Source organism: Streptomyces sp. NPDC002144, assembly GCF_053593695.1.
Genome location: NZ_JBSFDB010000027.1, coordinates 39644 through 63096 on the forward strand (window position 1 = coordinate 39644; position 23453 = coordinate 63096).

Consider the following 23453-nt stretch of genomic DNA (forward strand, 5'->3'; position numbering starts at 1 on the left):
GAGATGTGGCCGAAACATTGTCGTGGTTTGCATGAAGTGTTAGCGTCCGGTCGGCGGACATTCAGTTGAATGCGCTAAACCATTCACCGCCTGGACGGTAACCATGAGCGATGGTTTCCTGCATGAATCGCTGCGCGGGGTCGACTGGGGGGTCGCCACCGCGGACACCGTCGCGGCCCCGCCGCCGCCCGCTCAGGAGCGCGGCGGACACTTCGGGCAGTGGACCGACGACATGCGGCAGCTGCTCGGCGTCACCGCCGACACCCACCGCATGGTCGCGGGCTGGCCGCTGCTCCAGCCGGACGGCCCGGGCAGCTGGGACCGGCGGGCGCTGGACCGCTGCGAGCGCGCGCTCGACGCCCTGCTCGCCCAGGGGAAGCGGCCCGCCCTCACCCTCGTCGACCGCACGCTGCCGCCCTGGCTGGACGGCGCCGGAGGCTGGCTCGCCCGCGACACCGCCGAGCACTTCGCCGCGTACGCCGGCGAGCTGGGCCGCCGCCTCGGCGACCGGGTGGAACGCTGGATCACCTCCACCGACCTGGCCGGGCCCACCCTCGCCGACCATGTGGCCGGAATGTACTCACCGGGCCGCGGCGCGGGCCGCGCAGGGCTCCCCGCGGTCCACCACATCCTCCTCGCCAACGGACTCGCCACCCGGGCCCTGCGTGCCGCGGGTGCCGCCGGCCGGATCGGGACCACGGTCACCCTCGTGGGCGGCTACCCGGCCACCGACGACCCCTACGACCGGCTCGCCCTGGAGCGCCTGGAGAGCTGGACCAACCGCATCTTCCTCGACCCGCTGCTGCTCGGCGAGCACATGGTGACCGAGGACGACCTCGCGCCCGTGGCGGCCACCGGCTGCGTACGCCCCGGCGACCTGGACGTCATCACCACCGCCCAGGACCTGCTGGCCGTCTCCTGGCACACGCCGTTCCGCGTCACCGCGCCCGAGAACCTGCCCCGGGTGCTGCCGAGCACGAAGTGCCGCAGCGCCCTCAACGAGGTCAACCGGCTGCTCGTCGGCCTCGGCTTCGCGATCGTCCCCTTCGACGAGGTGGAGACCACCGCCTACGGCTGGCCCATCATCCCCGAGGGGCTCGCCGACGCCGTCGCGGGCCTGTGCGACCTGTACGGGGACCTGCTGCCCCCGCTGTCCGTCGTCGACAACGGCATGGGCGACCTGGACCTGGTCGACGGCGCCGGGCGCCGCGACGACACCCGGCGTCAGGCCCTGCTGCGCGCCCGGCTCTCCTGGCTGGCGGGGCTCGTCGACGCCGGAGTGGAGGTGTGCGGCTACGAGTACTGGTCGGTCCTGGACAACCTGGAGGCCAAGTTCCGCTACACCCGCCTGTACGCGATGGCCGTCCCCGACCACGAGCTCGCGCCCCGGCCCGCGATGCCCTCCGACTGGGTGCGCGCCGGAGCCTTCGCCGCCCCGCCCGCCGACGGCACGCGGACCGGTCTGACCCTGGTGAGCCCCGCTCAGGGCGTCGGCGCCTCGTAGTCCCGGCCGCGGATCAGCCGTACCGGGCAGTAGACCAGCACGTCCTCGTCCCGCTGGTTGCGCACCGTGACCCGGCTGGTCACCACGCCCCGGCCGGGCTTGCTGGAGGGGCGCGAGCCGGTGGTCTCGACGACGGCGTACAGCGTGTCGCCGACGTACACCGGTCCGTGCACGGTCAGTTCCATGTGCAGGAAGGCGAGGCCCGTGCCGTGCAGGACGTTCGTCTGCAGGACGAGGCCCTCGGCGAGGCAGTACGTCAGACCGCCCGGGACCAGCCGGCCCGTGTAGCCGCCCTCCGCCGCGTGCGTGGCGTCCCAGAACAGCGGCTCGGTGAAGCCGCCCCAGGTGACGAAGTTGACCAGGTCGGTCTCGGTGACGGTCCGGCGGGCGGTCCGGAAGACCTGCCCGACCGGCATCTCCTCGTAGGTCAGCCCCTTCACCAGGGGCGGGATGGCGGTCGTCGTGTCCTGCGCGGTCATGTGCGGCTTCCTTTCGGTGGTGTCGTCACAGGTCGAGCGGGTGCTTCTCGGCCACGGCCACGAAGTCGGGGGCGCGCTTGTCGCGGTGGGCCGCCAGGCCCTCGACGACCTCGTGGCCCGCGAACCCGAAGAACTCCAGGCCGAGCGAGGCCTCGAAGGCGGGCTGGGCGCTGCGGTACCAGTGGTTGAGGGACCGCTTGGTCCAGCTGATGGCGCTCGCGGGACCGGCGGCCAGGACCTCGGCCACCCGCAGCGCCTCGGCGTGCACCTCCTCGTCGGCCACGCACTTCGACACCAGTCCGATCCGCTCGGCCTCCTCGCCCGTGAGGGCCTCGCAGGTCAGCAGGTAGTACTTGGCCTTGGCCATGCCGCACAGCAGGGGCCAGCAGATGGCCGCGTGGTCCCCGGCCGCGACCCCGAGGCGGGTGTGTCCGTCGACGATCTTCGCCGTGCGGGCCGCGATCGAGACGTCCGCCAGCATGCCGATGACCAGCCCCGCCCCCACGGCCGGCCCGTGGATCGCGGAGACCACCGGCTTGGAGCAGTTCATGACCCCGTACACCATGTCCCGCGCCTCGCGCATCACCCGGGCGCGCACCGCGTGGTCCTCGGTCAGGGCCTGGATCGAGTCGAAGGTCCCGCCCGCGGAGAACGCCCGGCCCGCCCCCTGGACCAGCACCGCCCGGACCTGCTCGTCCCGGTCGATCACCGGCCAGATGTCGGCCAGTTCGCCGTGCATCCGCGGGTCCACCGCGTTGAGGTTCGGGGCGTCGAGCACGACGCGCAGCACGCCGGGCGCGGGCCGCTCGAAGGTCAGGCTCGTGAACGGGGCATAGGGATCGGTCACGTCGCGCTCCTGGCGTAATCAGTGCGGATACTATAATTATCTAACTGTATCGAGCGGAGAGCGGCAAGCGATCGGCAGACGCTTCGCAGCGAGGACGGGAAGCCCGGCATGGATCTCACCTTCAGCCAGGAACAGGACGAACTGCGCACGGTCGTACGGTCCTTCCTGGCCAAGTACTCCGACGAGGCGGCCGTGCGCCGGCTGTCCGCCGACCCGCGCGGCCACGACGCCGTCGTCTGGCGGCGGATGGCAGGCGAGCTGGGCCTGCAGGGGCTCGCCGTACCGGAGGAGTACGGCGGCTCGGGCTTCGGCTATGTCGAACTCGGCGTCGTCTTCGAGGAGGCGGGCCGCGCGCTGCTGTGCGAGCCGTACTTCGCCACCGTCGCCCTGGCCGCCGAGACGCTGCTGCGCTGCGCCGACGACCGGGCACGGGCCGACCTGCTGCCGGGCATCGCCTCCGGCGCGACGATCGCCACCCTGGCGCTCACCGAGGACACCGGCCGCTGGGACGAGCCCGGCATCCGCCTCACCGCCCACGACACCCCCGGCGGCTGGCGGCTGGCCGGCGCCAAGACCTACGTCCCCGACGGCCTGCTCGCCGACCTGCTCCTGGTCGCCGCCCGCACTCCCGCGGGCGTCAGCCTCTTCGCGGTCGGCGCCGACGCGGCCGGCCTCACCCGCACCGTTCTCCCCACCCTCGACCAGACCCGCAAACAGGCCCGACTGGAGTTCGCCGACACCCCGGCCCGGCTGATCGGTGCCGAGGGCACGGCGTGGCCCGTTCTCGAACGCACCCTCGCCACGGCCTCGGTCCTGCTCGCCGCCGAACAGGTCGGGGGAGCGGCCGCCGCGCTCGACGCCGCCGTGGACTACGCGCGCATCCGGGTGCAGTACGGGCGGCCCATCGGCTCCTTCCAGGGGATCAAGCACAAGTGCGCCGACATGCTGGTGGAGATCGAGTCCGCCCGCTCGGCCGCGTACGCCGGGCTGTGGGCGCTGGACGCCGGAGACGACACGGAGACCGCCGTCGCCGCCGCCCTGGCGCAGGCCTTCTGCTCGGAGGTGTTCACCAAGGTGGCCGGCGACAGCATCCAGGTCCACGGCGGCATCGGCTTCACCTGGGAGCACCCCGCGCACCTGTACTTCAAGCGCGCCAAGAGCTCCGAGGTGCTGCTCGGCACACCGTCGTACCACCGGGAGCTGCTGGCCGCCCGGCTCGGCATCTGAGATCTCCAGGAGAAGGGAGAAGCGGACATGGAGCTGGACTTCGGACCCGCCGTGCGTGACTTCCGCGAGGAACTGCGCGACTGGCTGGCGGACCACCTGGTGGGGGAGTTCGCCGAGCACCGGGGCGTCGGCGGCCCCACCGACGGTGCGGCCTGGGAGGTCCGCCTGGCCTGGGACCGCGAACTGTCCGCCGGTGGGTGGCTGGGCGTGGGCTGGCCGCGGGAGTACGGCGGCAGAGGGCTCGGACTCCTCGAGGAGATCGTCTTCGAGTACGAGTACGCCCGCGCGAACGCCCCCTACCGCGCCACCGGCAACGCTCTCGACCTGCTCGGCCCCATGCTGCTCAAGGTGGGCGGCGAGGAGCAGAAGAAGCGGTTCCTGCCGCCGATCCTCGCCGTCGAGGAACTGTGGGGCCAGGGCTTCAGCGAACCCGGCGCCGGCTCCGACCTGGCCTCGGTGCGCACCCGCGCCGAGCGGGACGGCGAGACGTGGGTGGTGAGCGGCCAGAAGGTGTGGACGTCCTTCGGCATGCACGCCGACTGGCTCTACGTCCTCGCCCGCACCGATCCGGACTCCGTCCGGCACAAGGGGCTGACCATGCTGCTCCTGCCCACCGACCAGCCCGGGGTGGAGATCCGCCCCATCCGCAACCTCGCGGGCCAGGACGAGTTCGCCGAGGTGTTCCTCTCCGACGCGCGCACCGGCGCCGGCATGGTCGTCGGCGAGGTCGGCCAGGGCTGGCGCACCGCGATGGCCACGCTCGGCATCGAACGCGGCACCACGCTCCTGCCCCAGCAGCTCACCTTCGAGCGGGAGGCCGAGTCGCTGATCGAGCTGGCCCGGGAACGCGGCGCGCTCGGCGACCCGATGCTGCGCCGCCGCATCGTCGACGCCTGGATCTCCGTGCGCGTCATGCGCACCACCAACCTGCGCACCCTCGCCGAACTCACCGCGGGCCGCACCCCGGGCGCCCAGGCCACCACGGCCAAGCTGTACGCGTCGACCCGGCACCAGCGACTCGGCCACCTGGCACAGGAGTTGGCGGGCCCGGCCGGACAGATCGTCGGCGCGGACTACGGCCTGGACACCCGGCAGCGTTCCTTCCTGCTGTCCCTGGCGGAGACGATCTACGGCGGGTCCAGCGAGATCCAGCGCAACATCATCGGCGAGCAGATCCTGGGCCTGCCGAAGGAGCCGCGGCCATGACGCCGATCGAGGACCGTCTCGACCGCGTCGAGTCCCACCTCGCCATCCAGCAACTGCCCGTGCGGTACGCGCTCGCCGTGGACGCCCGCGACCTCGACGCCTGGACCGGCTGCTTCCGGCCCGACGTGGACATGGGGCGCCACGGCCACGGGCGGGAGGCGCTGCGGACGTACATCGAGCCCCTCGTCCGGGGCTTTCGCCGGTCCGTCCACCAGGTCTGCGGCCACCGGATCGAGTTCACCGGCCGCGACACGGCCACCGGCTCGGTCTACTGCCGCGCCGAGCACGAGGTGGGGGAGCGGTGGATCGTCATGGCGATCCGCTACCTCGACGACTACGCCCGCGTGGACGGCGAGTGGTACTTCTCCCGGCGCCGCGAGCAGCACTGGTACGCGGCCGACGTGACCGAGCGCCCGCAGCAGGTGGGATTCGCCGGCTGGGAGGGCGCCGGGGAACCGGCGCTGCCGGACGCCTTCCCCTCCTGGAGACCCTTCTGGAAGGAGTCGTGATGCGGCGGCTGGCGGGGAGGACCGCCCTGGTCACCGGCGGCGGACAGGGCGTGGGCCGGGGCATCGCGCTCGCGCTGGCGGCCGAGGGGGCGGCCGTGGTGATCACGGGCCGGACCGAGGGCAGACTCGAGGACACCGCGCGGGTGATCGCCGAGCGTGGCGGGCGGGTGCACACCGTCGTCGGGGACGTGGGGGAACGGGCCGACGTCGAGCGCATGGTGGCGGAGACGGTCCGTGAGTTCGGCGGCCTCGACGTGCTCGTCAACAACGCGCAGAGCTCCGTACAGCGCCGTCTGGAGCAGACGTCGTACGACGACGTCGAACTCGCCTACCGAAGCGGCCCGTTGGCGGCCTTTCACGCGATGCGGGCGGCGCTGCCGCATCTGAAGGAGGTCCGCGGCAGCGTCGTCAACCTCGGTTCGTCGGCCGCGGTGCTGGGCGAGGCGGGGTTCGCGTCCTACGCGATGGCCAAGGAGGCCATCCGGGGGCTGAGCCGCGTCGCCGCGCGGGAGTGGGGCCCGTACGGGATCCGGGTGAACGTCGTCTGCCCGGCCGCGCTGAGCCCGGCGGCCCAGGAGTACTTCGACGCCCATCCGGAGAAGGCCGAGCAGGTGGTGGCCGGCATCCCGCTGGGCCGGATGGGCGATCCGGAGATGGACATCGGGCGGGCGGTGGCCGCGCTGGTCAGCGACGACATGGCCTATCTGACCGGTGCCACGCTGATGCTGGAGGGCGGCCGGACCCTGATCGGCTAGGGCCTGTTGCGAAAGTCCCGCCGTCCGCCCGGAGGGCGGGCCCTGCGGCGTCACGGGGGGTCCCCCCGCGCGAGGTGGTTCGAGCGTGGGGGAGCGTGCCGGGCGTCGCGGGGCAGGCGGTACCTTCGCAACAGGCCCTGGGGGCGGCGCGTCAGACGACGCCCCGGCCGCGCAACCCGTGGATCTGATCCTCCGTCAATCCCGCAACCTTCGCCAGCACTTCGGCGGTGTGCTCGCCCAACGCCGGTGGCGGGGCGTACCCCTCGACCGGTGTCGCCGAGAACCGGATCGGGTTGGCGAGCAGCGGCAGCCGCCCCGACACCGGGTCCTCGACCTCGACCAGCATCTCCCGGTGCCGTATCTGCGGATCGGCGAAGACCTCGGGCATCTCGTTGTACGGCCCCGCGGGGACGTCGTGTTCGTCGAGCACGGCCAGCCACTCGTCCCGGGCCCGGGTGCGCATGACCGCCTCCAGCACCGGCAGGATCTCCTCGCGGTGGGCGATGCGCGCGGACGTGGTGGCGAACCGGGGGTCCTGGAGCAGATCGGTGCGGTCGGCCGCCGCGCAGAAGGCGGCGAACTGCTTGTCGTTGCCGGCCACCAGGAAGAGCGGCTTGTCCGCGCACTGGAACGCCTGGGAGGGGATGCCGCCGTAGCCGCCGTTGCCGCGCCGGGCCGGTACCTCACCGGAGACCAGGTAGTTCATCGCGAAGTGGGAGAGCGAGGCCAGTCCGCAGTCCAGCAGGGAGAGGTCGATGAACTGGCCCTCGCCCGTGACGTCCCGGTGCCGCAGGGCCGCCAGCACGGCCGTCGCGGCGTACAGGCCGGTGAGGATGTCGACCATGCTGACGCCGACCTTCATCGGTTCGTCGGGGTGCCCGGAGACGCTCATCATCCCCGACATGGCCTGGAAGATGCCGTCGTAGCCCGGGCGTGAGGCGTACGGACCGGTCTGGCCGAAGCCCGTCACCGAGAGGTAGACGAGCCGGGGGTTCAGCTCCCGCAGGCTCTCCGCGTCGAGGCCGTACTTCGCCAGCGTGCCCGTGCGGAAGTTCTCGACCAGCACGTCCGACCGGGCGGCGAGGGCACGGATCACCTCCTGCCCCTCGGCGGTGGCGTGGTTGACGGTGACCGACCGCTTGTTGCGGTTGCAGGAGAGGTAGAAGGCGGCGGTGTCCGTGCCGGGGGCGAACGGGGGCCCGTACGTACGGGAGTCGTCACCCGTACCGGGGCGCTCGACCTTGATCACCTCGGCGCCCAGGTCGGCCAGCAACTGGGTGGCCAGGGGAGCGGCGAGGACGCGGGACAGGTCCAGGACGCGGATCCCGGCCAGGGCGGTCGACGGCATCGAGGTCCCCCTCTGTTCACAGACAGTCAATGAGTTATATAAATAATACATCTGGCGGTTGAAGTGATACCCGCTTGATTGCTCAAATATCCAAATCATGTAACTATATGGATCGGCCGACCGGCCGGGACCGGAGGGCGTGCTGATGACCGTCGCGGCGAGGACCCTCACCGAACAGGAACAGCGCGAACGCCGGGTGTGGTTCCGGGCCCGCTGGGAGCGCGGGGTCGCCTTCAACCGGCACTGCCGCATCCGGGTGACCCGCTGGGACGCGGAGGCCGTGGAGATCGTGCTGCCCTACGCCGAATCCCTCTCCGCCCACGAGGACGTCTTCCACGGCGGGGTCATCTCGGCGCTCATCGACACCGCCGGCGCCGGAGCCGTCATCGCCGGACACGACTTCACCCACGGGAGCCGGCTCAGCACCGTCACGATGTCCGTGCAGTACCTCGCCCCCGCCCGCGGCCAGGAGGCCGTAGCCCACGCGCGCTGCGTGCGGCGCGGCCGCAGGCTGCACTTCGCGGACGTCGACGTGCTGGCCGACGGGCGCCTGTGCGCGCGGGGCCAGGTGGTGGTGAGCATCTCCGGGGAGCGGCCCGGCGTCGGCGACCCGATCGATCCCCTCGATCCCTCCGATCCCCTCGATTCCCTCGACCACCTCGCCCCCATCGACTCCCTGACGGAGGAGTGACCGCATGACCGAGGAGCCCGGCCAGGACGACCTGGTGCTGTACGAGGTCGACGAGGACGGTGTCGCCACCGTGACCCTCAACCGGCCCGAGCGCAGGAACGCCTGGAGCATCCCCATGGAGCGCCGCTTCTTCGCGCTCCTCGACGAGGCCGCCCAGGACCCGGCCGTCCGGGTCGTGATCGTCACCGGCGCGGGCAAGGCCTTCTGTCCCGGCATGGACGTACAGCGCCTGGAACAGAACGCCCAGCCGGGCCAGTCCCTCAACCTCCAGGCCCGTGTCCCCATGTACAGCAGGCGCACCCTGCCCAAGCCGATGATCGCCGCCGTCAACGGCGCCTGTGCGGGCATCGGACTGGTACAGGCCTTGATCTGCGACGTCCGCTTCGCCGCCCGCGGGGCCCGTTTCACCACCGCCTTCACCCGGCGCGGTCTGGCCGGCGAGTACAACCTGCCGTACGTGCTGCCGCGCGTCATCGGCCTGGAGAACGCGCTCGACCTGCTGCTGTCCGGCCGGGTCTTCGACGCCGACGAGGCCAAGGCCCTCGGCCTCGTCAGCCGGGTCGTCGAACCCGAGGACCTGCTGGAGGCCGCCCGCGCCTACGCCCGGGACATCGCCCGCAACTGCTCCCCGCGCGCCATGGCCGTCGTACGCCACCAGGTGTACGGCGACCTGGACCGCACTTTCACCGACGCACTGGCCCGTTCCTACTCCGCCATGGAGTTCTTCGCGGGCTCGCCCGACTTCCGGGAGGGCGTGGCGAGCTTCATGGAGAAGCGGGAGCCGAAGTTCGAGGGCCTGCCGCCGGACTTCGACCCGGACGAGGCCACCCGCGACGCGTTCCTGCCGTACTGACCGAGGAGGTTTTCGAGGATGACAGGGCAGCCGTTCCCCGTCGAGGCCGGGCACATCATGATGTTCGCCCGCGCCATCGGCGACGAACACCCCGCGTACCAGGGCGAGTCGGCCCTCGCTCCGCCCACCTTCACCATGGCGAGCGCGCACTACGACCCCGGCTACCACCTGCGGCCCAAAGCGGACCAGGAGTGGTTCGGCTCCGGCGGCGGACCCGGTGTGATGGCCGAGGGCGGCGGCGGACTCCACGCCGAGCAGCACTTCGAGTACCACCGCCCGGTGCGCGCCGGCGAGACGCTGTACGCGCACACCGTCCCGGGGCGCAGCTGGGAGAAGCAGGGCCGCAGCGGCCGGCTGCTGTTCAGCGAGCGTGTCACCGAGTACCGGGACGCCGACGGGCAACCGGTGGTCAGCGCCGTGACCGTGGCCGTCGTGCCCGAGGGCCCCGCCACCCCGAAGGATGACCGATGAGCCTGAGCAGCAGTGACATCAAGGTCGGCGAGACGCGGGAGAGCGTCCTCGTCGAGGACCTGAAGCGGACCCGGATCGTGCAGTACGCGGGCGCCTCCGGGGACTTCAACCCCCTGCACACCGACGAGCGGTTCGCCGTCGAGGCGGCCGGATACCCCGGTGTCTTCGCCCACGGCATGCTCACGATGGGCATGACCGGCCGGGTCCTGACCGACTGGGTCGGCCCCGAGTCGCTGCTGCGCTACGGCGTGCGCTTCAAGGCGCAGGTCTGGCCCGGCGACACCCTGACCGCCACGGCCACCGTCGAGTCGATCGAGGACGCACCGGACGCCCCGGTCGCCCGCTTCTCCCTGCGCACGGTCAACCAGGACGGCGTCGAGGTGGTCACCGGCACCGCGACGGCCCGCCTGGACCCCTGATCCGGTGACCACCGCGCAGCGGTCCGGGCAGACGGCCACCGTGCGGCAGTCCGGGCAGGAGGCCACCTGGACCGCCATGGTGAGCCGTGCCTACGACCATGATCGCCCCGCCGTCCGGTTCGGTGACCTGGTCTGGAGCGGCCGCGAGCTTCTCGATCGGGCCGGGGGAGCGGCCGACTGGCTGGACTCGCTCGCTCCGGAGCCCGGCACCCCCCTCCCGGCGCTGGTCGCCACCTCCGCCGATGCCCTCGCGCTGGTGATCGGCGGGGCCGGTTGCGGGCATCCGCTCGCGCCGCTCGGTGTCCGTATGACCGCGCACGAGATCGCCGCCGTGGTCAAGGGGATGCCGGCCCGGACGCTGCTGGCGCAGCCCGAGTTCGCCGACCTCGCCGGACAGGTCGCCGAGCTGTCCGGCCGACGGGTCGCCATGGTGCCCGAACTGAGCGGCAGAGCACGGTCGTTGGCGGCCGAGCCCGATCAACTCGCCGCCGTACTCCACACCTCCGGCACCACCGGCCTGCCCAAGCCCGTCCCGATGACCCAGCGGCGGCTGGCCGCCCGGGCCCGGGTCAACGGGCGGCTGTGCGGGCTGGACCCCGACAGCTTCTACGGCGGCAGCGCCCCCTTCCACCACATCGCGGGCCTCGGCAACATCGCCGTCGCCCTCGCCGCCGGCGCGCTGATCACCGGCCTGCCCCGCTTCAGCGTCGGGGGCTGGACCCTGCTGCGAGACCTCGGCACCACCCACACCAGCATGGTCCCGGCGATGCTGGAGACGCTGCTGGCCGCGGGCGAGGCACGCCACCCGAGCCTGCGGACCCTCCAGTACGGGGGCGCGCCCGTGCGTCCCGGCACCCTGCGGCGGACGTACGAGGCGATGCCCGGCGTCCGCATGCTCAACATGTTCGGACAGACGGAGGGTTCGCCGATCAGCGTGCTCACTCCCGAGGACCACCGGGACGCGGTGGCGGGCCGCGCCGAGTTGCTGCGTTCGGTCGGCAGGGCCGCCCCCGGCGTCGAGGTGAGGGTCGACCGCGCCGGACCGGACGGTGTCGGCGAGATCCACGCCCGCGCCGGCCATTTCTTCCGCGTCGACGCCGAGGGCTGGCTGCACAGCGGCGACCTGGGCCGGATCGCGGACGACGGCTACCTCTACCTCCTCGGCCGCCGCACCGACATGATCATCCGGGGCGGCGAGAACGTCCATCCGCTGGAGGTCGAGACGGTCCTGTCCGCGCATCCCGGTGTGGCGGACGCGGCGGTGACCGGCGTACCCGACGAGCGGCTCGGTCAGACGGTCGTCGCCTTCGTCGTGCCGTCCGACCCCGGCGCCCCGCCCGAACCGGCGGCGCTCAGAAGCCATACCCGGGCCCGGCTGTCCGGGTTCAAGGTCCCGGTGCGCTGGTGGTTCGTGGACGACCTGCCGCGCAACGCCAACGGCAAGGTCGTACGTCGTGACCTGCGGGAGCCGTACGAAGGAGAACCCCATGCCTGAGCCCGTCGACCCGAGCCGCCTCGACACCCTGCTGGACCGGATCCGGCGGGAGGTCGAGCACGGCCCCCTGCCGTCCGCGCAGGTCGCCGTCGCCCACGAGGGGCGGCTGGTGGCCTTCGAGACCTACGGCGACGCCCACCCCGGCACCCGCTACGTCCTGCAGTCCGTCGGACGGTCGGTCGTCGCCGGTGCGGTGTGGAAGCTGATCGGCGACGGGCTCCTGGACGTCGGTGAACAAGTGGCCGCGATCATCCCGGAGTTCGCGCCCAACGGGAAGGAGGCGGTGACCGTCGAGCAGGTGCTCACGCACACCGCCGGGTTCCCCTTCGCGCCCCTCGGACTCTCCAAGGCGGTGGACCGGGAGCAGCGGCTGGCCGCCTTCGGACGCTGGCGGCTCGACTACCCGCCCGGCACCCGCTTCCAGTTCCATCTCACCTCCTCCGCCTGGCTGATCGCCGAGATCGTCGAACGGCGTACGGGTCTGGCCTTCGCGGACTACCTGCGTGAACGGATCGTGGAGCCGCTGGGGTTGTCGTCGATCGAGCTCGGCGTGCCCGTGGACCGGCAGCCGGGCTCCGTGGCCCCGATGCTCGCCACCGACCGCACGGACGACACGCAGGAGCCCGACCCCTGGGGGCCGTGGTACCTGTCCGACCCGAAGGTCCTGGCGGCCGGAGAGCCCAGTCACGCCCTGGTCGCCACCGCCGCCGACGTGGCCCTGTACTTCCAGGCGCTCTTCCACTCCGGCCTGTGGAAGCCGGAGGCGGTCGCGGAGGGCATCCGCATCCGGTTCACCGGCCACCCTCACGGGGAGCGGATCTACGGGGGCGGCGGAGGACGTCGTACGAGCATGGGGCTGTTCGTCACCGTGGCCGGTCCCGACGCCGGCAGCAACCTGCCGTCGGCCGGCTCGCCCGCGCTCTTCGGCAGCGCCGGAGCCGCCTACCAACTCGGCTTCATGGACCCGGAGTCGGACCTGTCCTTCGCCTGCCTGTGCAACGGCTACCCGCTCGCCGGCTACGACCACTCCCCGCACGGCACCGCCCTGCTCGACGACATCGCGAACCTGGCGGCGGGCCTGGTCGGTTAGGGTCCTTGTCCTACCGGCCGGGCCCGCCGCCAGGCGGGGTCCAGCGAGGTTCAGCGGCTGATCAGCTGCTGGGCGTTGTTGAACATGATGTCGTCCTGCGCGGACTCGTCCAGCTCCGCGATCAGCTTGCGGAAGTCGGCCGGGGCGGCGAGGCCCTCGGCGTGCGGGAAGTCGGAGCCCATGACGATGGACTCGTGGTAGCCCAGCCGCCGGACGACGTCCACGATGTCGTCCTCCGGGTAGGGCACCACCCGGACGTGCTTGCGGAAGACCTGGCTGGGGCGCTCGTCCAGCTGCCCGCCGACCCAGGGGCCGTTGCGGCCCATGCCCCGGCTCTTGTCCATGTGGCGCACGAAGTGGGGCACCCACTCCGAGCCGAACTCGGAGACCAGGATGTTGATGTCCGGGAAGCGCCCGAAGAGGTTGTCGAAGATCAGCGCGGACAGTGTCTCCTCGATGGGACGCTGGCCGTAGGTGTTCTGCCACTGCCAGGCCGACATCCGGAAGTGGATCGGGTTCGGGTCGAAGCCCCAGGAGGGGGCGACCTGCGAGTTGTAGTAGAACTCGCTGATGTGGTAGCAGACGCTCGCCTTGGCCTCGTTGACCAGCTTCCAGAACGGGTCGAAGTACGGGTCGCCCGGCGAGCGGCCGTAGACCGGTCCGGTGGGCAGCAGGATGAAGCGGGCGCCCTGCTCCAGGACGTACTCCAGCTCCTTGACCGCGCTGGGCAGATCGCGCAGGGAGAGCAGGGCCGGGGCGTAGATGCGGCCCTGGTGGTCGAAGCCCCACACCTCGTTCATGTAGCGGTTGAACGAGTGGTAGTTGGCGTAGAGCGGCTCGACGCCCTTGACGTACTCCTCGGCCACCAGCGCCCAGCCGCCCGGATACATGATCGTCTGATCCAGGCCCTGCTCGTCCATGACCCGCAGCCGTGACTCACGGTTCTGGTACGACTCGTGCATCGGCTCGAACTGGTACGTCTCCTCCGGATTGCCCGAGGCCATCGCCTTGAGCATCTCCTTCAGCGAGCCGGGACGGTAGACCTGCCCGAACTCGGGCTCCAGGCACACGACGATGCGGTCCCCGGCGAGGATCACCTCCCGCCCGTCCGGCAGGGTCACCGGTGCGACCGCCGCGCCGAGGAACTCCTTGGGAAGGTAGCGGGTGAAGGAGTCCCGCTCCTCGTACATGTGCTGGTCGCAGTCGAAGATGCGCTTGCGGTGTTCGGCCATGGCCGTCGCCTCCGGACCCCAGGTTCAGTTCAATGCAGCGTATTCAGTGCTCCTTCTATAATTATCTAACTGTTTCTCGGAGGCAAGGGGTTCTCCCGGACGGGCTCGTCGGGGTGGCCCGGCGGATCAGTCGATGAGCTCCAGCACCGTCTTGGGTCCGGCGGCGTTCACCACGTCGTCCGCGCTGGAGATGTGCCGCTGCCAGAGCTTCTCCGCCTCGTCCGCCTTGCCGGACTCGATCAGGCCGGTGAGCCGCACGTGTGCCCGGTGGCCCTTGAGGGCCTGCGCCTTCTGGGTCTCGGCGTCCGTGGCGGCCGCGGTGTAGGAGGCGTTGGCCCGGTCGATGATGTTGCGCACCATGCCGCACAGCAGGATCAGGGTCTGGTTGCCGGTGAGCTCGACCAGCAGGGCGTGGAAGGCGTCCTGCGCCTCGACCAGGGCCAGCGGGTCGTCCAGGACCGCCTTCTCGGCGGCCACCGCCTCCCGCAGCCGGTCGATGTCGGCCGCGGTGTGCTTCGCGGCGAGCTGGCGGGCGCAGGGCGGCTCGATGAGCGCCGCCGCGCGGTAGAGGTCGCCCAGTGTGGCGCCGCGGTACTCGAGGATCAGGCCGGCGAAGCGGGCTGCGACGTCCGCGTCGGGCGCGCTCACCCGGGCGCCGCCGTGGGCGCCGCGGCGCACCGTGATCAGGGACTCCGACTCCAGGACGCGGAAGGCCTCGCGCAGGGTCGGCCGTGAGATGCCGAACTGCTCCATCAGTCCCGACTCGGGCGGCAGCGCGTCCCCCGGCTTCAGTTCGCCCCGGACGATCTGGCGGCGCAGGTGCGCGGCGACCAGTTCGGCGGTCTTCGGTACCCGCACCTGACGTCCGACGCGGCTGCGGGCGGGGGCGGGCACGGCCGCCGTTTCACTTGCGCGTGCTGCCTCGGCCACGGTGGGCTCCTCATATAGCAAAATGAATCGTCTTAGTGCATCGAGGGTACCAGGTCAAGAGATGGTTGATCATGTCCGTGCGCGACCCGGTCTGGCGCCGACGCCACTCCCTGAGATATAGATGATTCATCTATCTATTAAACGTCTCCGGCCCGTGGGAGTGACCTCGATGACCGAGCAGGCGACCCCGGTGATCCTCACCGAACTCACCGACGACGGGGTCATGATCCTCACCCTGAACCGGCCGGAGCGGCACAACGCCTGGACGCTGGAGATGGAACTGCTCTACAACGAGCTGTTCGACCGGGCGGAGACGGACCCGCGGGTGCGGGCCGTGGTGCTGACCGGCGCCGGACGCAGCTTCTGTCCCGGGATGGACATGAGCGTGCTGGACGGGGCCTCCTCCGGCGCCCGGCCCTGGCCCACCGGACAGCTGCCCCCGCGCACCCGCCCCATGACATTCCCCAAGCCCGTGGTGGCGGCCGTCAACGGTGCCTGCGCGGGCATCGGGTTCAACCAGGCGGTGATGTGCGACGTCCGGTTCGCCGTGCCGCAGGCCAAGTTCGCCGCCGCCTTCAGCGCCCGCGGACTGGTGGCCGAGGACGGGGTGTCCTGGATCCTGCCCCGGCTCGTGGGGCACGGCAACGCCGCCGACCTGCTGCTGTCCTCGCGCCGGATCACCGGAACGGAGGCCCTGGCGATGGGCTTGGTCAACCGCCTGGTCGAGCCCGACGACCTGCTCCCCGAGGCCCTCGCCTACGCCACCGGGCTGGCCCGCTCGGCGAGCCCCTACGCGATGTCCCTCATCAAGCGGCAGCTCGCCGACGACCAGGCGCGGACCTTCGCCGAGAGCAGCGAGAGGGCGGCGCAGCTGCTGGCGGTGGCCAAGCGCGCCCCGGACTACCGGGAGGGCGTGCTCAGCTTCATCGAGCGCCGCCCACCGGCCTTCCCGGCGCTGGGGGAGGACGCGTCGCAGCTGGAGGGGACCTCGTCATGACCCGGACCGAACTGCCGTTGCACCGCCGCACGATCACTGTCACCGCCTTCGAGGAGGGCGTGGGTGAGATCTCGGTCGAGGCGGAACTGCGCGACGAGCGCCCCTGGGAGCGGCCGCCGGGCGGCACCGTCCACCGTATGGTGCTGGCGGTGCGGGTGCGGCTCGCGGACATGGTGGTCGTGGCGGCCGAGGCCGGCATGAAGGACTTCCCGCACGCCGAGTGCCCGCGGATCGCGCCCGCCTTCGAATCTCTGGTCGGGCTCAGCGTGGCCGGCGGCTACAACCGGGCCATCCAGGAGCGGTTCCGGGGCGTGTCCGGCTGCACCCACCTGTACGAACTGACCCGCGCGCTCGGGCCGGCCGTCGTCCAGGCCGCCATCTCGGCCCGCAACCGCGCGGGCGGCCCGGCCTCGCACGATCCGCGCGCCACCGCCTGGGTGCTGAACAGCTGCCACGTCTGGGCGCCGGACGGTGTGGGCCTGCGCAAGATCGAGGCGGGCTGGACGCCGGGCCCCGGTCCGCGCCCGGTCCCGGAGCTCGGCGTCTTCGAGGCGTCTAGGGACTCGTGAGCCGGGGCTCGCGCGGCAGCCCCAGCACCTTCTCCGCGAGGATGTTGCGCTGCACCTGCGAGGTGCCCGCGTAGATCGTGCCGGAGCGGGCGATCAGATACGTCGTCGACCAGGACGCGGAGGAGTTCGCCGCGCCGGGGTCGTCCGTGCGGTACGTCCGCAGGGGCGGCCGGCCGGCCGGCACCTGTCCGTGCATGCCCATGATGTCCATCGCCAGATCGGTGACCTCGGTGTGGTACTCGCTCCAGTACAGCTTGGCGATCGAGGACTCGGGACCCGGCTGAGCCCCCTTGAGCCAGCCGGTCAGGATCCGGTAGCCGAGGCAGCGCATGATCTCGACCTTGGACCAGCACCAGGCGATCCGCTGCCGGACGACCGGGTCCCGGTCCTTGCCGTACTGTCGCGCGAGCTCCACGAGGCGTTCCACCTCGGCCCGGAACAGGATCGGGTTGGTCGCCGCCTCCTCCCCGCGCTCCACGCCCAGCAGGCTCTGGGCGACCGTCCAGCCGTTGTCGACGCCGCCGATCACGAGGTCGGCGCGGGTGCGGGCGCCGTCGAAGAAGACCTCGTTGAAGTGCAGCTGCCCGCTCATCATGCGGAACGGCCGTACCTCGACGCCGGGCTGGTCGAGCGGGACCAGCAGGAAGGAGATGCCCCGGTGTTTGGGGGCCTCGGGGTTCGTCCGCGCCAGGACGAAGATCCAGTCGCTGTGGTGGGCGCCGGAGGTCCACACCTTCTGGCCGTCGATCACCCACTCGTCGCCGTCGCGTACGGCCCGGGTCTTGAGGGAGGCCAGATCGGAGCCCGCGCCGGGCTCGGAGTACCCCTGGCACCAGGTGTCCTCGCCGCTGAGGATGCGGGGCAGGAAACGGCTCTTCTGCTCCTCGGTGCCCCAGCGCAGCAGCGTGTTCGCCAGCATCTTCACGCCGAAGGTGTCCTGCGGCAGCCCGAACGGCACCCCCGCCCGGGCGAGTTCCTCCATCAGGACGACCTGGTGCAGCTTGGACAGGCCACGGCCGCCGTACTCCTCAGGCCAGGTCAGGGAGAGATGGCCGCGCTCGACGAGCCGCCGGCGCCAGGTTCGGGCGAAGGCCCAGGCGGCCTCCTCGTCCAGGGCGCCGATGCCGCTCCAGCCGGCCGGCAGCGACGCGTCGAGGAAGGCCCTGACCTCCGCGCGGAAGGTCTCCGTCTCCGGGGGATAGCTGATGTCCACCTGCGTGCACTCCTCGTCCGGCGCCGCCCGCACAGCTGATCGCTGTATTGATTGTTTCAGCATAATAGGTTATCTATTTAACGCGGAAGTGAAGTGAAGAGGTTCGAGTCGGAAGCGGGCTGACATGGGACTGCTGGACGGCCGGAACGCGGTGATCACCGGCGGCGCACAGGGCATCGGCTTCGAGATCGCCGGCGTCCTCGGCGGCGCGGGCGCGAGCGTCGTCCTCGGCGACATCGACGAGGGCGCCGCGGCCGACGCCGCGAAACGCCTCGCCGACCAGGGCGTGGCCGCCACCTCGCTGCGCTGCGACGTCACCGACGAGGACGAGGTCGCCGCCCTCGTGGCGCACTGCGCCGACACCTTCGGCCCGCTCGGCGTCATGGTCAACAACGCCGGCATCACCCGGGACGCGACCCTGCGCAAGATGCCCCTCGCCGACTTCCGCGCCGTCCTCGACGTCCACCTCACCGGCGCCTGGAACGGCACCCGGCACGCCGCCGAGGCCATGCGCGCGCACGGGCGGGGCGGCAGCATCGTCAACATCTCCTCCATCGCCGGCAAGGTCGGCAACTTCGGCCAGACCAACTACAGCGCCGCCAAGGCCGGCCTGGTCGGCCTGACCAAGGCGTCCGCCAAGGAGCTCGCGAAGGCGGGCGTGCGCGTCAACGCCGTACAGCCCGGCCTGATCCGTACCGCCATGACCGAGGCGATGCCCCGGGCCGCCTGGGACGCGAAGCTCGCCGAGATCCCCCTGGGCCGCGCGGGCGAACCCGCCGAGGTCGCCCAGACCGTCCTCTTCCTCGCCTCCGACATGGCGAGCTACATCACCGGGGCCGTGGTCGAGGTGACCGGTGGCCGGTACATGTGAGCCCGCCGAACCCGCTGACGAAAGGCATGACCGATGCGTGACGCGGTGATCTGCGAACCGATCCGGACCCCGGTCGGCGGCTACGGCGGAGCCTTCCGCGACGTCACCGCGGCCGAGCTCGCCGCCACCGTCGTCCGGGCCCTGCTGGACCGCACCGGAATCCCGCCCACGGCCGTCGACGACGTGCTCCTCGGCCAGTGCTACCCCAACGGCGAGGCCCCCGCCATCGGCCGCGTGGCGGCACTGGACGCCGGACTCCCCGTGGAGGTGCCCGGGCTCCAGGTCGACCGCCGCTGCGGCTCCGGACTGCAGGCGGTCATCACCGCCGCGATGCAGGTGCAGACGGGCGCGAGCGACCTCGTGCTCGCCGGGGGCGTCGAGTCCATGAGCCGGGCCGAGTTCTACACCACCGACGTCCGCTGGGGGGTGCGCGGTGCGGGCACCACCCTGCACGACCGGCTGGCCCGGGGCCGGGTCACCTCCGGCGGCGTCAACCACCCCGTCCCCGGGGGGATGCTGGAGACCGCCGAGAACCTGCGCCGCGAGTACGGCATCCCGCGCGAGGAACAGGACGAACTGGCCCTGCGCTCGCACCAGAAGGCCGTCGCCGCCCAGCGGGAGGGCCGGTTCGCCGACGAGATCGTGCCGGTCGCCGTGCGGACCCGGCGGGGCGCGACGGTGGTCGACACCGACGAACACCCGCGCGCCGACTCCTCGCTGGAGAAGCTCGGCGGGCTGCGACCGGTGCTCGGCCGCCAGGACCCGGAGGCCACCGTCACGGCCGGCAACGCCAGCGGCCAGAACGACGGCGCCGCGCTCTGCGTGGTCACCCACCCCGAACGCGCCGCCGAACTCGGCCTGCGCCCGCTGGGCCGCCTGGTCTCCTGGGCCGTCGTCGGCGTACCGCCCGAGACGATGGGCATCGGACCCGTGCCCGCCACGGCCCGGGCCCTGGAGCGTGCCGGTCTGAAGCTCGCCGACATGGACCTGATCGAACTCAACGAGGCCTTCGCCGCGCAGGTCCTCGCCTGCACCCGCGAATGGGCCCTCACCGAGGCCGACTTCGAGCGGCTGAACGTCAACGGCTCCGGCATCTCGCTGGGCCACCCCGTCGGCGCCACCGGCGGCCGCATCCTCGCCACCCTGCTGCGCGAACTCGACCGCCGCCAGGCCCGCTACGGCCTGGAGACCATGTGCCTCGGCGGCGGCCAGGGCCTGGCAGCCATCTTCGAACGCACCGGCAACGCCACTGGAGGACGCTGACATGGCCGGACTGATCGCTTACGGCGCCCATGTGCCGTACCACCGCCTGGCCCGCGCCGATGTCGCCGCCGCCCTCGGGACGGCGCCCGGACGCGGCACCCGCGCGGTCGCGGGCTACGACGAGGACACCACGTCCATGGCCGTCGAGGCGGCCCGCACCGCCCTGGCCCGCGACGGGCTGCGCGCCCGCATCGGCCAGCTCTTCCTCGCCACCGCGGCGCCCGCCTACCTCGACAAGACCAACGCGACCGCCGTGCACGCCGCGCTCCGCCTCGACGAGCACGTCCTCGCCGCCGACATGGCGGGTTCGGTCCGCTCCGGCCTCGGCGCGCTGGTCACCGCCGCCCGCTCCCCGATCCCCACCCTGGCCGTCCTGTCCGACCTGCGCACCGGCCTGCCCGGCGGCGGCGAGGAGGTCCTGGGCGGCGACGGCGCGGCGGCGTTCGTCTTCGGCGGCCACCGCAACGGGGCGCCGGTCATCGCGGAGCTGCTGGCCCACGACACCGTCAGCGACGAACTCCTCGACCGCTGGCGGCTGCCGGGCGCCCCCGCCTCCCGCGTCTGGGAGGAACGCTTCGCCGAGGAGATCTACGTGTCCCTCGCCGACAAGGCCCTGAGCGCCGCCCTCGACCAGGCCGGACTGGACCGGGGCGCCGTCGACCATCTCGTCGTCTCCGGCCTGCACGCGCGAGCCTGCGCGACGGTACGGCGGAGCGCCGGCACCCGTCCCGAGGCGGTGGTTCCGGACCTCACCGACGCCATCGGCAACGCCGGCACCGCCCAGCCCGGCCTGCTCCTCGCCGACGTCCTCGACCGCGCGGCGCCCGGCGAGGTCATCGCCCTCGTCGTGCTCGGCGACGGCGCCGGAGTCCTGCTGCTGCGCACCACCGACGCGCTGCCGGTGCACCGCAGCGCCCGCCCGGTCGCCGCGCAGATCGCCGCGGGCAGCGCCCCGATGCCGTACGCCACCTACCTCTCCTGGCGCGGCCTGCTCGACCGCGAACCGCCCCGCCGCCCGGACCCCGAGCCGCCCTACGCCCCGCCCGCGCACCGCCGCACCGCCTGGAAGTACGGCTTCGTCGCGGCCCGTTGCGAGAAGTGCGGCACCCGGCATCTCCCGCCGGACCGGGTGTGCACCGGCTGCCACAGCGTCGACGCCATGGCCGACGAGCCGATGGAGCACGTACGCGGCACGGTCGCCACGTTCACCGTCGACCGGCTGGCCCACACGCCCAGCCCGCCGATGCTCGTCGTGGTCGTCGACTACGACGGCGGCGGACGCTTCCGCTGCCAGCTCACCGACGCCACCGAGGCCGACGCCGTCATCGGCGCCCGGGTGGAGATGACCTTCCGGCGCACGGTCACGGCATCCGGCATCCACAACTACTTCTGGAAGGCCCGCCCGGTGCGCACCGGCGAGACCGAGGAGACACAGGGATGAGCTCACACGGAATCCGGGACCGGGTCGCGATCGTCGGCATGGGCTGCACGCCCTTCGGCGAGCACTGGACCCGGTCGGCCGACGACCTGCTGGTCGACGCGGTGGGGGAGGCGGTGACCTCGGCCGGCGTCACTCTCGACGACATCGACGCGTTCTGGTTCGGCACCCAGGCCTCCGGTGTCTCCGGCCTGACCCTCAGCCGCGCCCTGCGCCTGCCGAACAAGCCCGTCACCCGCGTCGAGAACATGTGCGCCACCGGCTCGGAGGCTCTGCGGGGCGCCTGCTACGCCGTCGCCTCCGGCGCCTACGACGTGGCCATGGCGGTCGGCGTGGAGAAGCTCAAGGACTCCGGCATGTCCGGGCTGTCCGGGACCGCGATCCCGGGCGCGGGCGACGACAGCCGCGGCGAGATCACCGCCCCCGCCAACTTCTCCCTCCTCGCCCCCGCCTATGCCGCCAAGTACGGCCTCGCGGAAGAGGAGTTGAAGGACGTCATCACCCGCATCGCCTGGAAGAACCACGTCAACGGCGCCCGCAACCCCCGCGCGCAGTTCCGCAAGGAGGTGCCGCTGGACCGCATCCGCTCGGCCCCGATCGTGGCGGGCATGCTCGGCGTGTTCGACTGCTCCGGCGTCTCGGACGGCTCGGCGGCGGCGATCGTCGTACGGGCCGAGGACGCCTACCGCTACACCGACAAGCCCGTCTTCGTGAAGGCGCTGTCCTTCGTCGCCGGCCCCGCGGACGGGCTCCTCGACCCGGAGTACGACTTCACCACCTTCCCCGAGGTCGTCGCCTCCGCCCAGGAGGCCTACCGGCAGGCGGGCGTGAGCGACCCGCGCACCGAACTCGCGCTCGCCGAGGTCCACGACTGCTTCACGCCCACGGAGCTGGTCCTGATGGAGGACCTCGGCTTCTCCGCACGCGGACAGGCCTGGAAGGACGTCAGCGACGGGGCGTTCGACCTCGACGGCTCGCTGCCGGTCAACCCGGACGGCGGTCTCAAGGCCTTCGGCCACCCCATCGGCGCCTCCGGCCTGCGGATGATGTTCGAGGCGTGGCTGCAACTGCGGGGCGAGGCACCCCCGGAGCGCACGGTGCCGTCCGTGGCAAGCGGGCGCTCGCTGGCCCTCACCCACAACCTGGGCGGCGGGCCCGGCGAATGCGTCTCCTTCGTGTCCATCGTCGGCAGTGAACTCACCGAGTAGGAAAGGCGGTTCGGGACATGGGACGACTCGACGGCAAGGTGGCCGTCGTGACCGGGGCGGCGTCGGGCATCGGCGCCGCCTCGGCGCGTCGGGTGGCGGCCGAGGGTGCGCACACGGTGGTCGCCGATCTGAACCTCGACGGCGCGCAGGCGGTGACGAAGGAGATCCGCGCCGCCGGCGGGTCCGCGACGGCGGTCGAGGTCGACCTCGGTGACGTCGACAGCGTACGGGCCATGGTGGCCGCGGCGGCCGACACCTACGGCGGCCTCGACGTGCTGCACAACAACGCGGCCGCCACCCGTCTGGCCGCCCACCGGGACCTCGCCGTCGCCGAGGCCGATCCGGCCGTGTGGGACGACACGATGCGGATCAACCTGCGCGGCACCATGGTCGCGATCCAGGCCGCCGTCCCGCACATGATCGCCCGGGGCGGCGGCTCCGTCATCAACACCTCGTCCGGGTCCGGCCTCGCGGGCGATCTGCGCAACCCCGCCTACGGCGCCTCGAAGGCCGCGCTCATCAACCTCACCCAGTACGTCGCCACCCAGTACGGCAAGCAGGGCGTGCGCTGCAACGCCATCGCGCCCGGCTTCATCGTCACGCCCGCGAGCGCCGGTTCGGCCCACGGCGCGATCCGTGAGGCGATGCTGCGCCACCACCTCACCCCGCGCCTGGGCCGGCCGGAGGACGTCGCCGCGGCGGTCGTCTTCCTCGCCTGCGACGAGTCCGCCTTCATCACCGGGCACACCCTGCGGGTGGACGGCGGACTGCTCTCCCACCAGCCCTACGTCGCCGACCTGCGGGACGCCTGACGCCCGGGCCCGCGGCCGGAGGGGCT

At 72.2% G+C, this 23453-nt stretch carries 24 protein-coding genes; 18 read left to right on the forward strand and 6 right to left on the reverse strand.

All coding sequences use genetic code 11. The features are described from left to right. The first annotated feature begins 103 nt into the window (after positions 1-103). Complete coding sequence (locus tag ACWCQ1_RS33535; protein ID WP_451028079.1) at positions 104-1504, forward strand: family 1 glycosylhydrolase; 1401 nt, start codon at positions 104-106, stop codon at positions 1502-1504. On the opposite strand, the gene ACWCQ1_RS33540 is transcribed toward ACWCQ1_RS33535, so the two are convergent. Both ACWCQ1_RS33540 and ACWCQ1_RS33545 read right to left on the reverse strand, forming a co-directional pair. Continuing rightward, entirely contained in the window at positions 1483-1983 is a 501-nt protein-coding gene (locus ACWCQ1_RS33540; protein ID WP_133048103.1) for a MaoC family dehydratase, read from the reverse strand. The genes ACWCQ1_RS33535 and ACWCQ1_RS33540 overlap by 22 nt on opposite strands. A 25-nt stretch (positions 1984-2008) precedes the next feature. Continuing rightward, entirely contained in the window at positions 2009-2830 is an 822-nt protein-coding gene (locus tag ACWCQ1_RS33545) for an enoyl-CoA hydratase/isomerase family protein (RefSeq protein WP_451028080.1), read from the reverse strand. A gap of 108 nt (positions 2831-2938) precedes the next feature. Between ACWCQ1_RS33545 and ACWCQ1_RS33550 the strand changes: the two genes are divergently transcribed. From ACWCQ1_RS33550 to ACWCQ1_RS33565, 4 genes are read left to right on the forward strand one after another with little or no spacing between them, the layout of a single operon-like run. Continuing rightward, positions 2939-4057, forward strand: a complete 1119-nt coding sequence (locus ACWCQ1_RS33550; RefSeq protein WP_451028081.1) for an acyl-CoA dehydrogenase family protein — start codon at positions 2939-2941, stop codon at positions 4055-4057. Between the two features lie 27 nt (positions 4058-4084). Continuing rightward, positions 4085-5263: an acyl-CoA dehydrogenase family protein gene (locus tag ACWCQ1_RS33555; protein WP_358597159.1), complete on the forward strand. Its 1179-nt coding sequence runs from the start codon at positions 4085-4087 to the stop codon at positions 5261-5263. Next, the gene (locus ACWCQ1_RS33560) at positions 5260-5772 is read left to right on the forward strand and encodes a nuclear transport factor 2 family protein (protein ID WP_358597162.1); all 513 of its coding nucleotides are present in this window, start codon (positions 5260-5262) and stop codon (positions 5770-5772) included. The genes ACWCQ1_RS33555 and ACWCQ1_RS33560 overlap by 4 nt, the downstream gene beginning before the upstream one ends. Continuing rightward, on the forward strand, positions 5772-6527 hold the full coding sequence (locus ACWCQ1_RS33565; protein WP_358597165.1) for an SDR family NAD(P)-dependent oxidoreductase: 756 nt from the start codon (positions 5772-5774) through the stop codon (positions 6525-6527). The genes ACWCQ1_RS33560 and ACWCQ1_RS33565 overlap by 1 nt, the downstream gene beginning before the upstream one ends. 151 nt (positions 6528-6678) lie before the next feature. On the opposite strand, the gene ACWCQ1_RS33570 is transcribed toward ACWCQ1_RS33565, so the two are convergent. Next, positions 6679-7875 (reverse strand): CaiB/BaiF CoA transferase family protein, encoded by a 1197-nt coding sequence (locus ACWCQ1_RS33570; RefSeq protein ID WP_358597168.1) that lies wholly within the window; start codon positions 7873-7875, stop codon positions 6679-6681. A gap of 145 nt (positions 7876-8020) precedes the next feature. Here ACWCQ1_RS33570 and ACWCQ1_RS33575 point away from each other — a divergent pair, with 145 nt between their 5' ends. From ACWCQ1_RS33575 to ACWCQ1_RS33600, 6 genes are read left to right on the forward strand one after another with little or no spacing between them, the layout of a single operon-like run. Further along, positions 8021-8566, forward strand: a complete 546-nt coding sequence (locus tag ACWCQ1_RS33575) for a PaaI family thioesterase (protein WP_358597171.1) — start codon at positions 8021-8023, stop codon at positions 8564-8566. Between the two features lie 4 nt (positions 8567-8570). After that, positions 8571-9419 carry an enoyl-CoA hydratase-related protein gene (locus ACWCQ1_RS33580; protein ID WP_133048096.1) on the forward strand — a complete coding sequence of 283 codons (849 nt, stop codon included), beginning with the start codon at positions 8571-8573 and terminating at the stop codon, positions 9417-9419. 18 nt (positions 9420-9437) lie between these two features. Beyond that, a complete protein-coding gene (locus ACWCQ1_RS33585) occupies positions 9438-9890 on the forward strand; it encodes an FAS1-like dehydratase domain-containing protein (protein ID WP_358597174.1) in 453 nt (150 codons plus the stop codon). Continuing rightward, entirely contained in the window at positions 9887-10309 is a 423-nt protein-coding gene (locus tag ACWCQ1_RS33590; RefSeq protein ID WP_451028082.1) for a MaoC family dehydratase, read from the forward strand. The genes ACWCQ1_RS33585 and ACWCQ1_RS33590 overlap by 4 nt, the downstream gene beginning before the upstream one ends. Positions 10310-10313: 4 nt before the next feature. Next, positions 10314-11804, forward strand: a complete 1491-nt coding sequence (locus ACWCQ1_RS33595) for a class I adenylate-forming enzyme family protein (RefSeq protein WP_358597180.1) — start codon at positions 10314-10316, stop codon at positions 11802-11804. Further along, a complete protein-coding gene (locus tag ACWCQ1_RS33600; protein ID WP_451028083.1) occupies positions 11797-12894 on the forward strand; it encodes a serine hydrolase domain-containing protein in 1098 nt (365 codons plus the stop codon). The genes ACWCQ1_RS33595 and ACWCQ1_RS33600 overlap by 8 nt, the downstream gene beginning before the upstream one ends. Positions 12895-12944: 50 nt before the next feature. Here the strand turns inward: ACWCQ1_RS33600 and ACWCQ1_RS33605 are convergent, their stop codons facing one another. Together ACWCQ1_RS33605 and ACWCQ1_RS33610 are read right to left on the reverse strand one after the other, a co-directional pair. Further along, a complete protein-coding gene (locus ACWCQ1_RS33605) occupies positions 12945-14126 on the reverse strand; it encodes an amidohydrolase family protein (protein ID WP_133048092.1) in 1182 nt (393 codons plus the stop codon). A 126-nt stretch (positions 14127-14252) separates the two neighbouring features. Further along, a complete protein-coding gene (locus ACWCQ1_RS33610; protein WP_358597184.1) occupies positions 14253-15056 on the reverse strand; it encodes a FadR/GntR family transcriptional regulator in 804 nt (267 codons plus the stop codon). A 169-nt stretch (positions 15057-15225) separates the two neighbouring features. Here ACWCQ1_RS33610 and ACWCQ1_RS33615 point away from each other — a divergent pair, with 169 nt between their 5' ends. Together ACWCQ1_RS33615 and ACWCQ1_RS33620 are read left to right on the forward strand one after the other, a co-directional pair. Beyond that, on the forward strand, positions 15226-16053 hold the full coding sequence (locus tag ACWCQ1_RS33615; RefSeq protein WP_133048090.1) for an enoyl-CoA hydratase-related protein: 828 nt from the start codon (positions 15226-15228) through the stop codon (positions 16051-16053). Beyond that, a complete protein-coding gene (locus ACWCQ1_RS33620) occupies positions 16050-16622 on the forward strand; it encodes a DUF2889 domain-containing protein (protein WP_133048089.1) in 573 nt (190 codons plus the stop codon). The genes ACWCQ1_RS33615 and ACWCQ1_RS33620 overlap by 4 nt, the downstream gene beginning before the upstream one ends. Here the strand turns inward: ACWCQ1_RS33620 and ACWCQ1_RS33625 are convergent. Beyond that, positions 16609-17835: an acyl-CoA dehydrogenase family protein gene (locus ACWCQ1_RS33625; RefSeq protein ID WP_358597188.1), complete on the reverse strand. Its 1227-nt coding sequence runs from the start codon at positions 17833-17835 to the stop codon at positions 16609-16611. The genes ACWCQ1_RS33620 and ACWCQ1_RS33625 overlap by 14 nt on opposite strands. A gap of 124 nt (positions 17836-17959) precedes the next feature. On the opposite strand from ACWCQ1_RS33625, the gene fabG reads away from it, so the two are divergent. Genes fabG through ACWCQ1_RS33650 form a run of 5 tightly spaced genes read left to right on the forward strand, consistent with a single transcriptional unit; the run spans position 17960 to position 23427 of the window. Continuing rightward, complete coding sequence (gene fabG, locus ACWCQ1_RS33630) at positions 17960-18706, forward strand: 3-oxoacyl-ACP reductase FabG (RefSeq protein ID WP_358597191.1); 747 nt, start codon at positions 17960-17962, stop codon at positions 18704-18706. Positions 18707-18739: 33 nt separating this feature from the next. After that, positions 18740-19969: an acetyl-CoA C-acetyltransferase gene (locus tag ACWCQ1_RS33635; RefSeq protein WP_133048086.1), complete on the forward strand. Its 1230-nt coding sequence runs from the start codon at positions 18740-18742 to the stop codon at positions 19967-19969. Between the two features lies 1 nt (position 19970). Continuing rightward, a complete protein-coding gene (locus tag ACWCQ1_RS33640) occupies positions 19971-21410 on the forward strand; it encodes an OB-fold domain-containing protein (RefSeq protein ID WP_133048085.1) in 1440 nt (479 codons plus the stop codon). Next, entirely contained in the window at positions 21407-22615 is a 1209-nt protein-coding gene (locus tag ACWCQ1_RS33645) for an acetyl-CoA acetyltransferase (protein WP_133048084.1), read from the forward strand. The genes ACWCQ1_RS33640 and ACWCQ1_RS33645 overlap by 4 nt, the downstream gene beginning before the upstream one ends. A 17-nt stretch (positions 22616-22632) precedes the next feature. Further along, the gene (locus tag ACWCQ1_RS33650; protein WP_358597198.1) at positions 22633-23427 is read left to right on the forward strand and encodes an SDR family NAD(P)-dependent oxidoreductase; all 795 of its coding nucleotides are present in this window, start codon (positions 22633-22635) and stop codon (positions 23425-23427) included. Positions 23428-23453 lie beyond the last annotated feature (26 nt).

Bases quoted from the DNA above. Each gene is read 5' to 3' on its own strand.
- ACWCQ1_RS33535 (WP_451028079.1), top strand. From the start codon at position 104: ATGAGCGATGGTTTCCTGCATGAATCGCTGCGCGGGGTCGACTGGGGG.
- ACWCQ1_RS33540 (WP_133048103.1), bottom strand. From the start codon at position 1,983: ATGACCGCGCAGGACACGACGACCGCCATCCCGCCCCTGGTGAAGGGG.
- ACWCQ1_RS33550 (WP_451028081.1), top strand. From the start codon at position 2,939: ATGGATCTCACCTTCAGCCAGGAACAGGACGAACTGCGCACGGTCGTA.
- ACWCQ1_RS33555 (WP_358597159.1), top strand. From the start codon at position 4,085: ATGGAGCTGGACTTCGGACCCGCCGTGCGTGACTTCCGCGAGGAACTG.
- ACWCQ1_RS33560 (WP_358597162.1), top strand. From the start codon at position 5,260: ATGACGCCGATCGAGGACCGTCTCGACCGCGTCGAGTCCCACCTCGCC.
- ACWCQ1_RS33565 (WP_358597165.1), top strand. From the start codon at position 5,772: ATGCGGCGGCTGGCGGGGAGGACCGCCCTGGTCACCGGCGGCGGACAG.
- ACWCQ1_RS33570 (WP_358597168.1), bottom strand. From the start codon at position 7,875: ATGCCGTCGACCGCCCTGGCCGGGATCCGCGTCCTGGACCTGTCCCGC.
- ACWCQ1_RS33575 (WP_358597171.1), top strand. From the start codon at position 8,021: ATGACCGTCGCGGCGAGGACCCTCACCGAACAGGAACAGCGCGAACGC.
- ACWCQ1_RS33580 (WP_133048096.1), top strand. From the start codon at position 8,571: ATGACCGAGGAGCCCGGCCAGGACGACCTGGTGCTGTACGAGGTCGAC.
- ACWCQ1_RS33585 (WP_358597174.1), top strand. From the start codon at position 9,438: ATGACAGGGCAGCCGTTCCCCGTCGAGGCCGGGCACATCATGATGTTC.
- ACWCQ1_RS33590 (WP_451028082.1), top strand. From the start codon at position 9,887: ATGAGCCTGAGCAGCAGTGACATCAAGGTCGGCGAGACGCGGGAGAGC.
- ACWCQ1_RS33600 (WP_451028083.1), top strand. From the start codon at position 11,797: ATGCCTGAGCCCGTCGACCCGAGCCGCCTCGACACCCTGCTGGACCGG.
- ACWCQ1_RS33605 (WP_133048092.1), bottom strand. From the start codon at position 14,126: ATGGCCGAACACCGCAAGCGCATCTTCGACTGCGACCAGCACATGTAC.
- ACWCQ1_RS33615 (WP_133048090.1), top strand. From the start codon at position 15,226: ATGACCGAGCAGGCGACCCCGGTGATCCTCACCGAACTCACCGACGAC.
- ACWCQ1_RS33620 (WP_133048089.1), top strand. From the start codon at position 16,050: ATGACCCGGACCGAACTGCCGTTGCACCGCCGCACGATCACTGTCACC.
- fabG (WP_358597191.1), top strand. From the start codon at position 17,960: ATGGGACTGCTGGACGGCCGGAACGCGGTGATCACCGGCGGCGCACAG.
- ACWCQ1_RS33635 (WP_133048086.1), top strand. From the start codon at position 18,740: ATGCGTGACGCGGTGATCTGCGAACCGATCCGGACCCCGGTCGGCGGC.
- ACWCQ1_RS33640 (WP_133048085.1), top strand. From the start codon at position 19,971: ATGGCCGGACTGATCGCTTACGGCGCCCATGTGCCGTACCACCGCCTG.
- ACWCQ1_RS33645 (WP_133048084.1), top strand. From the start codon at position 21,407: ATGAGCTCACACGGAATCCGGGACCGGGTCGCGATCGTCGGCATGGGC.
- ACWCQ1_RS33650 (WP_358597198.1), top strand. From the start codon at position 22,633: ATGGGACGACTCGACGGCAAGGTGGCCGTCGTGACCGGGGCGGCGTCG.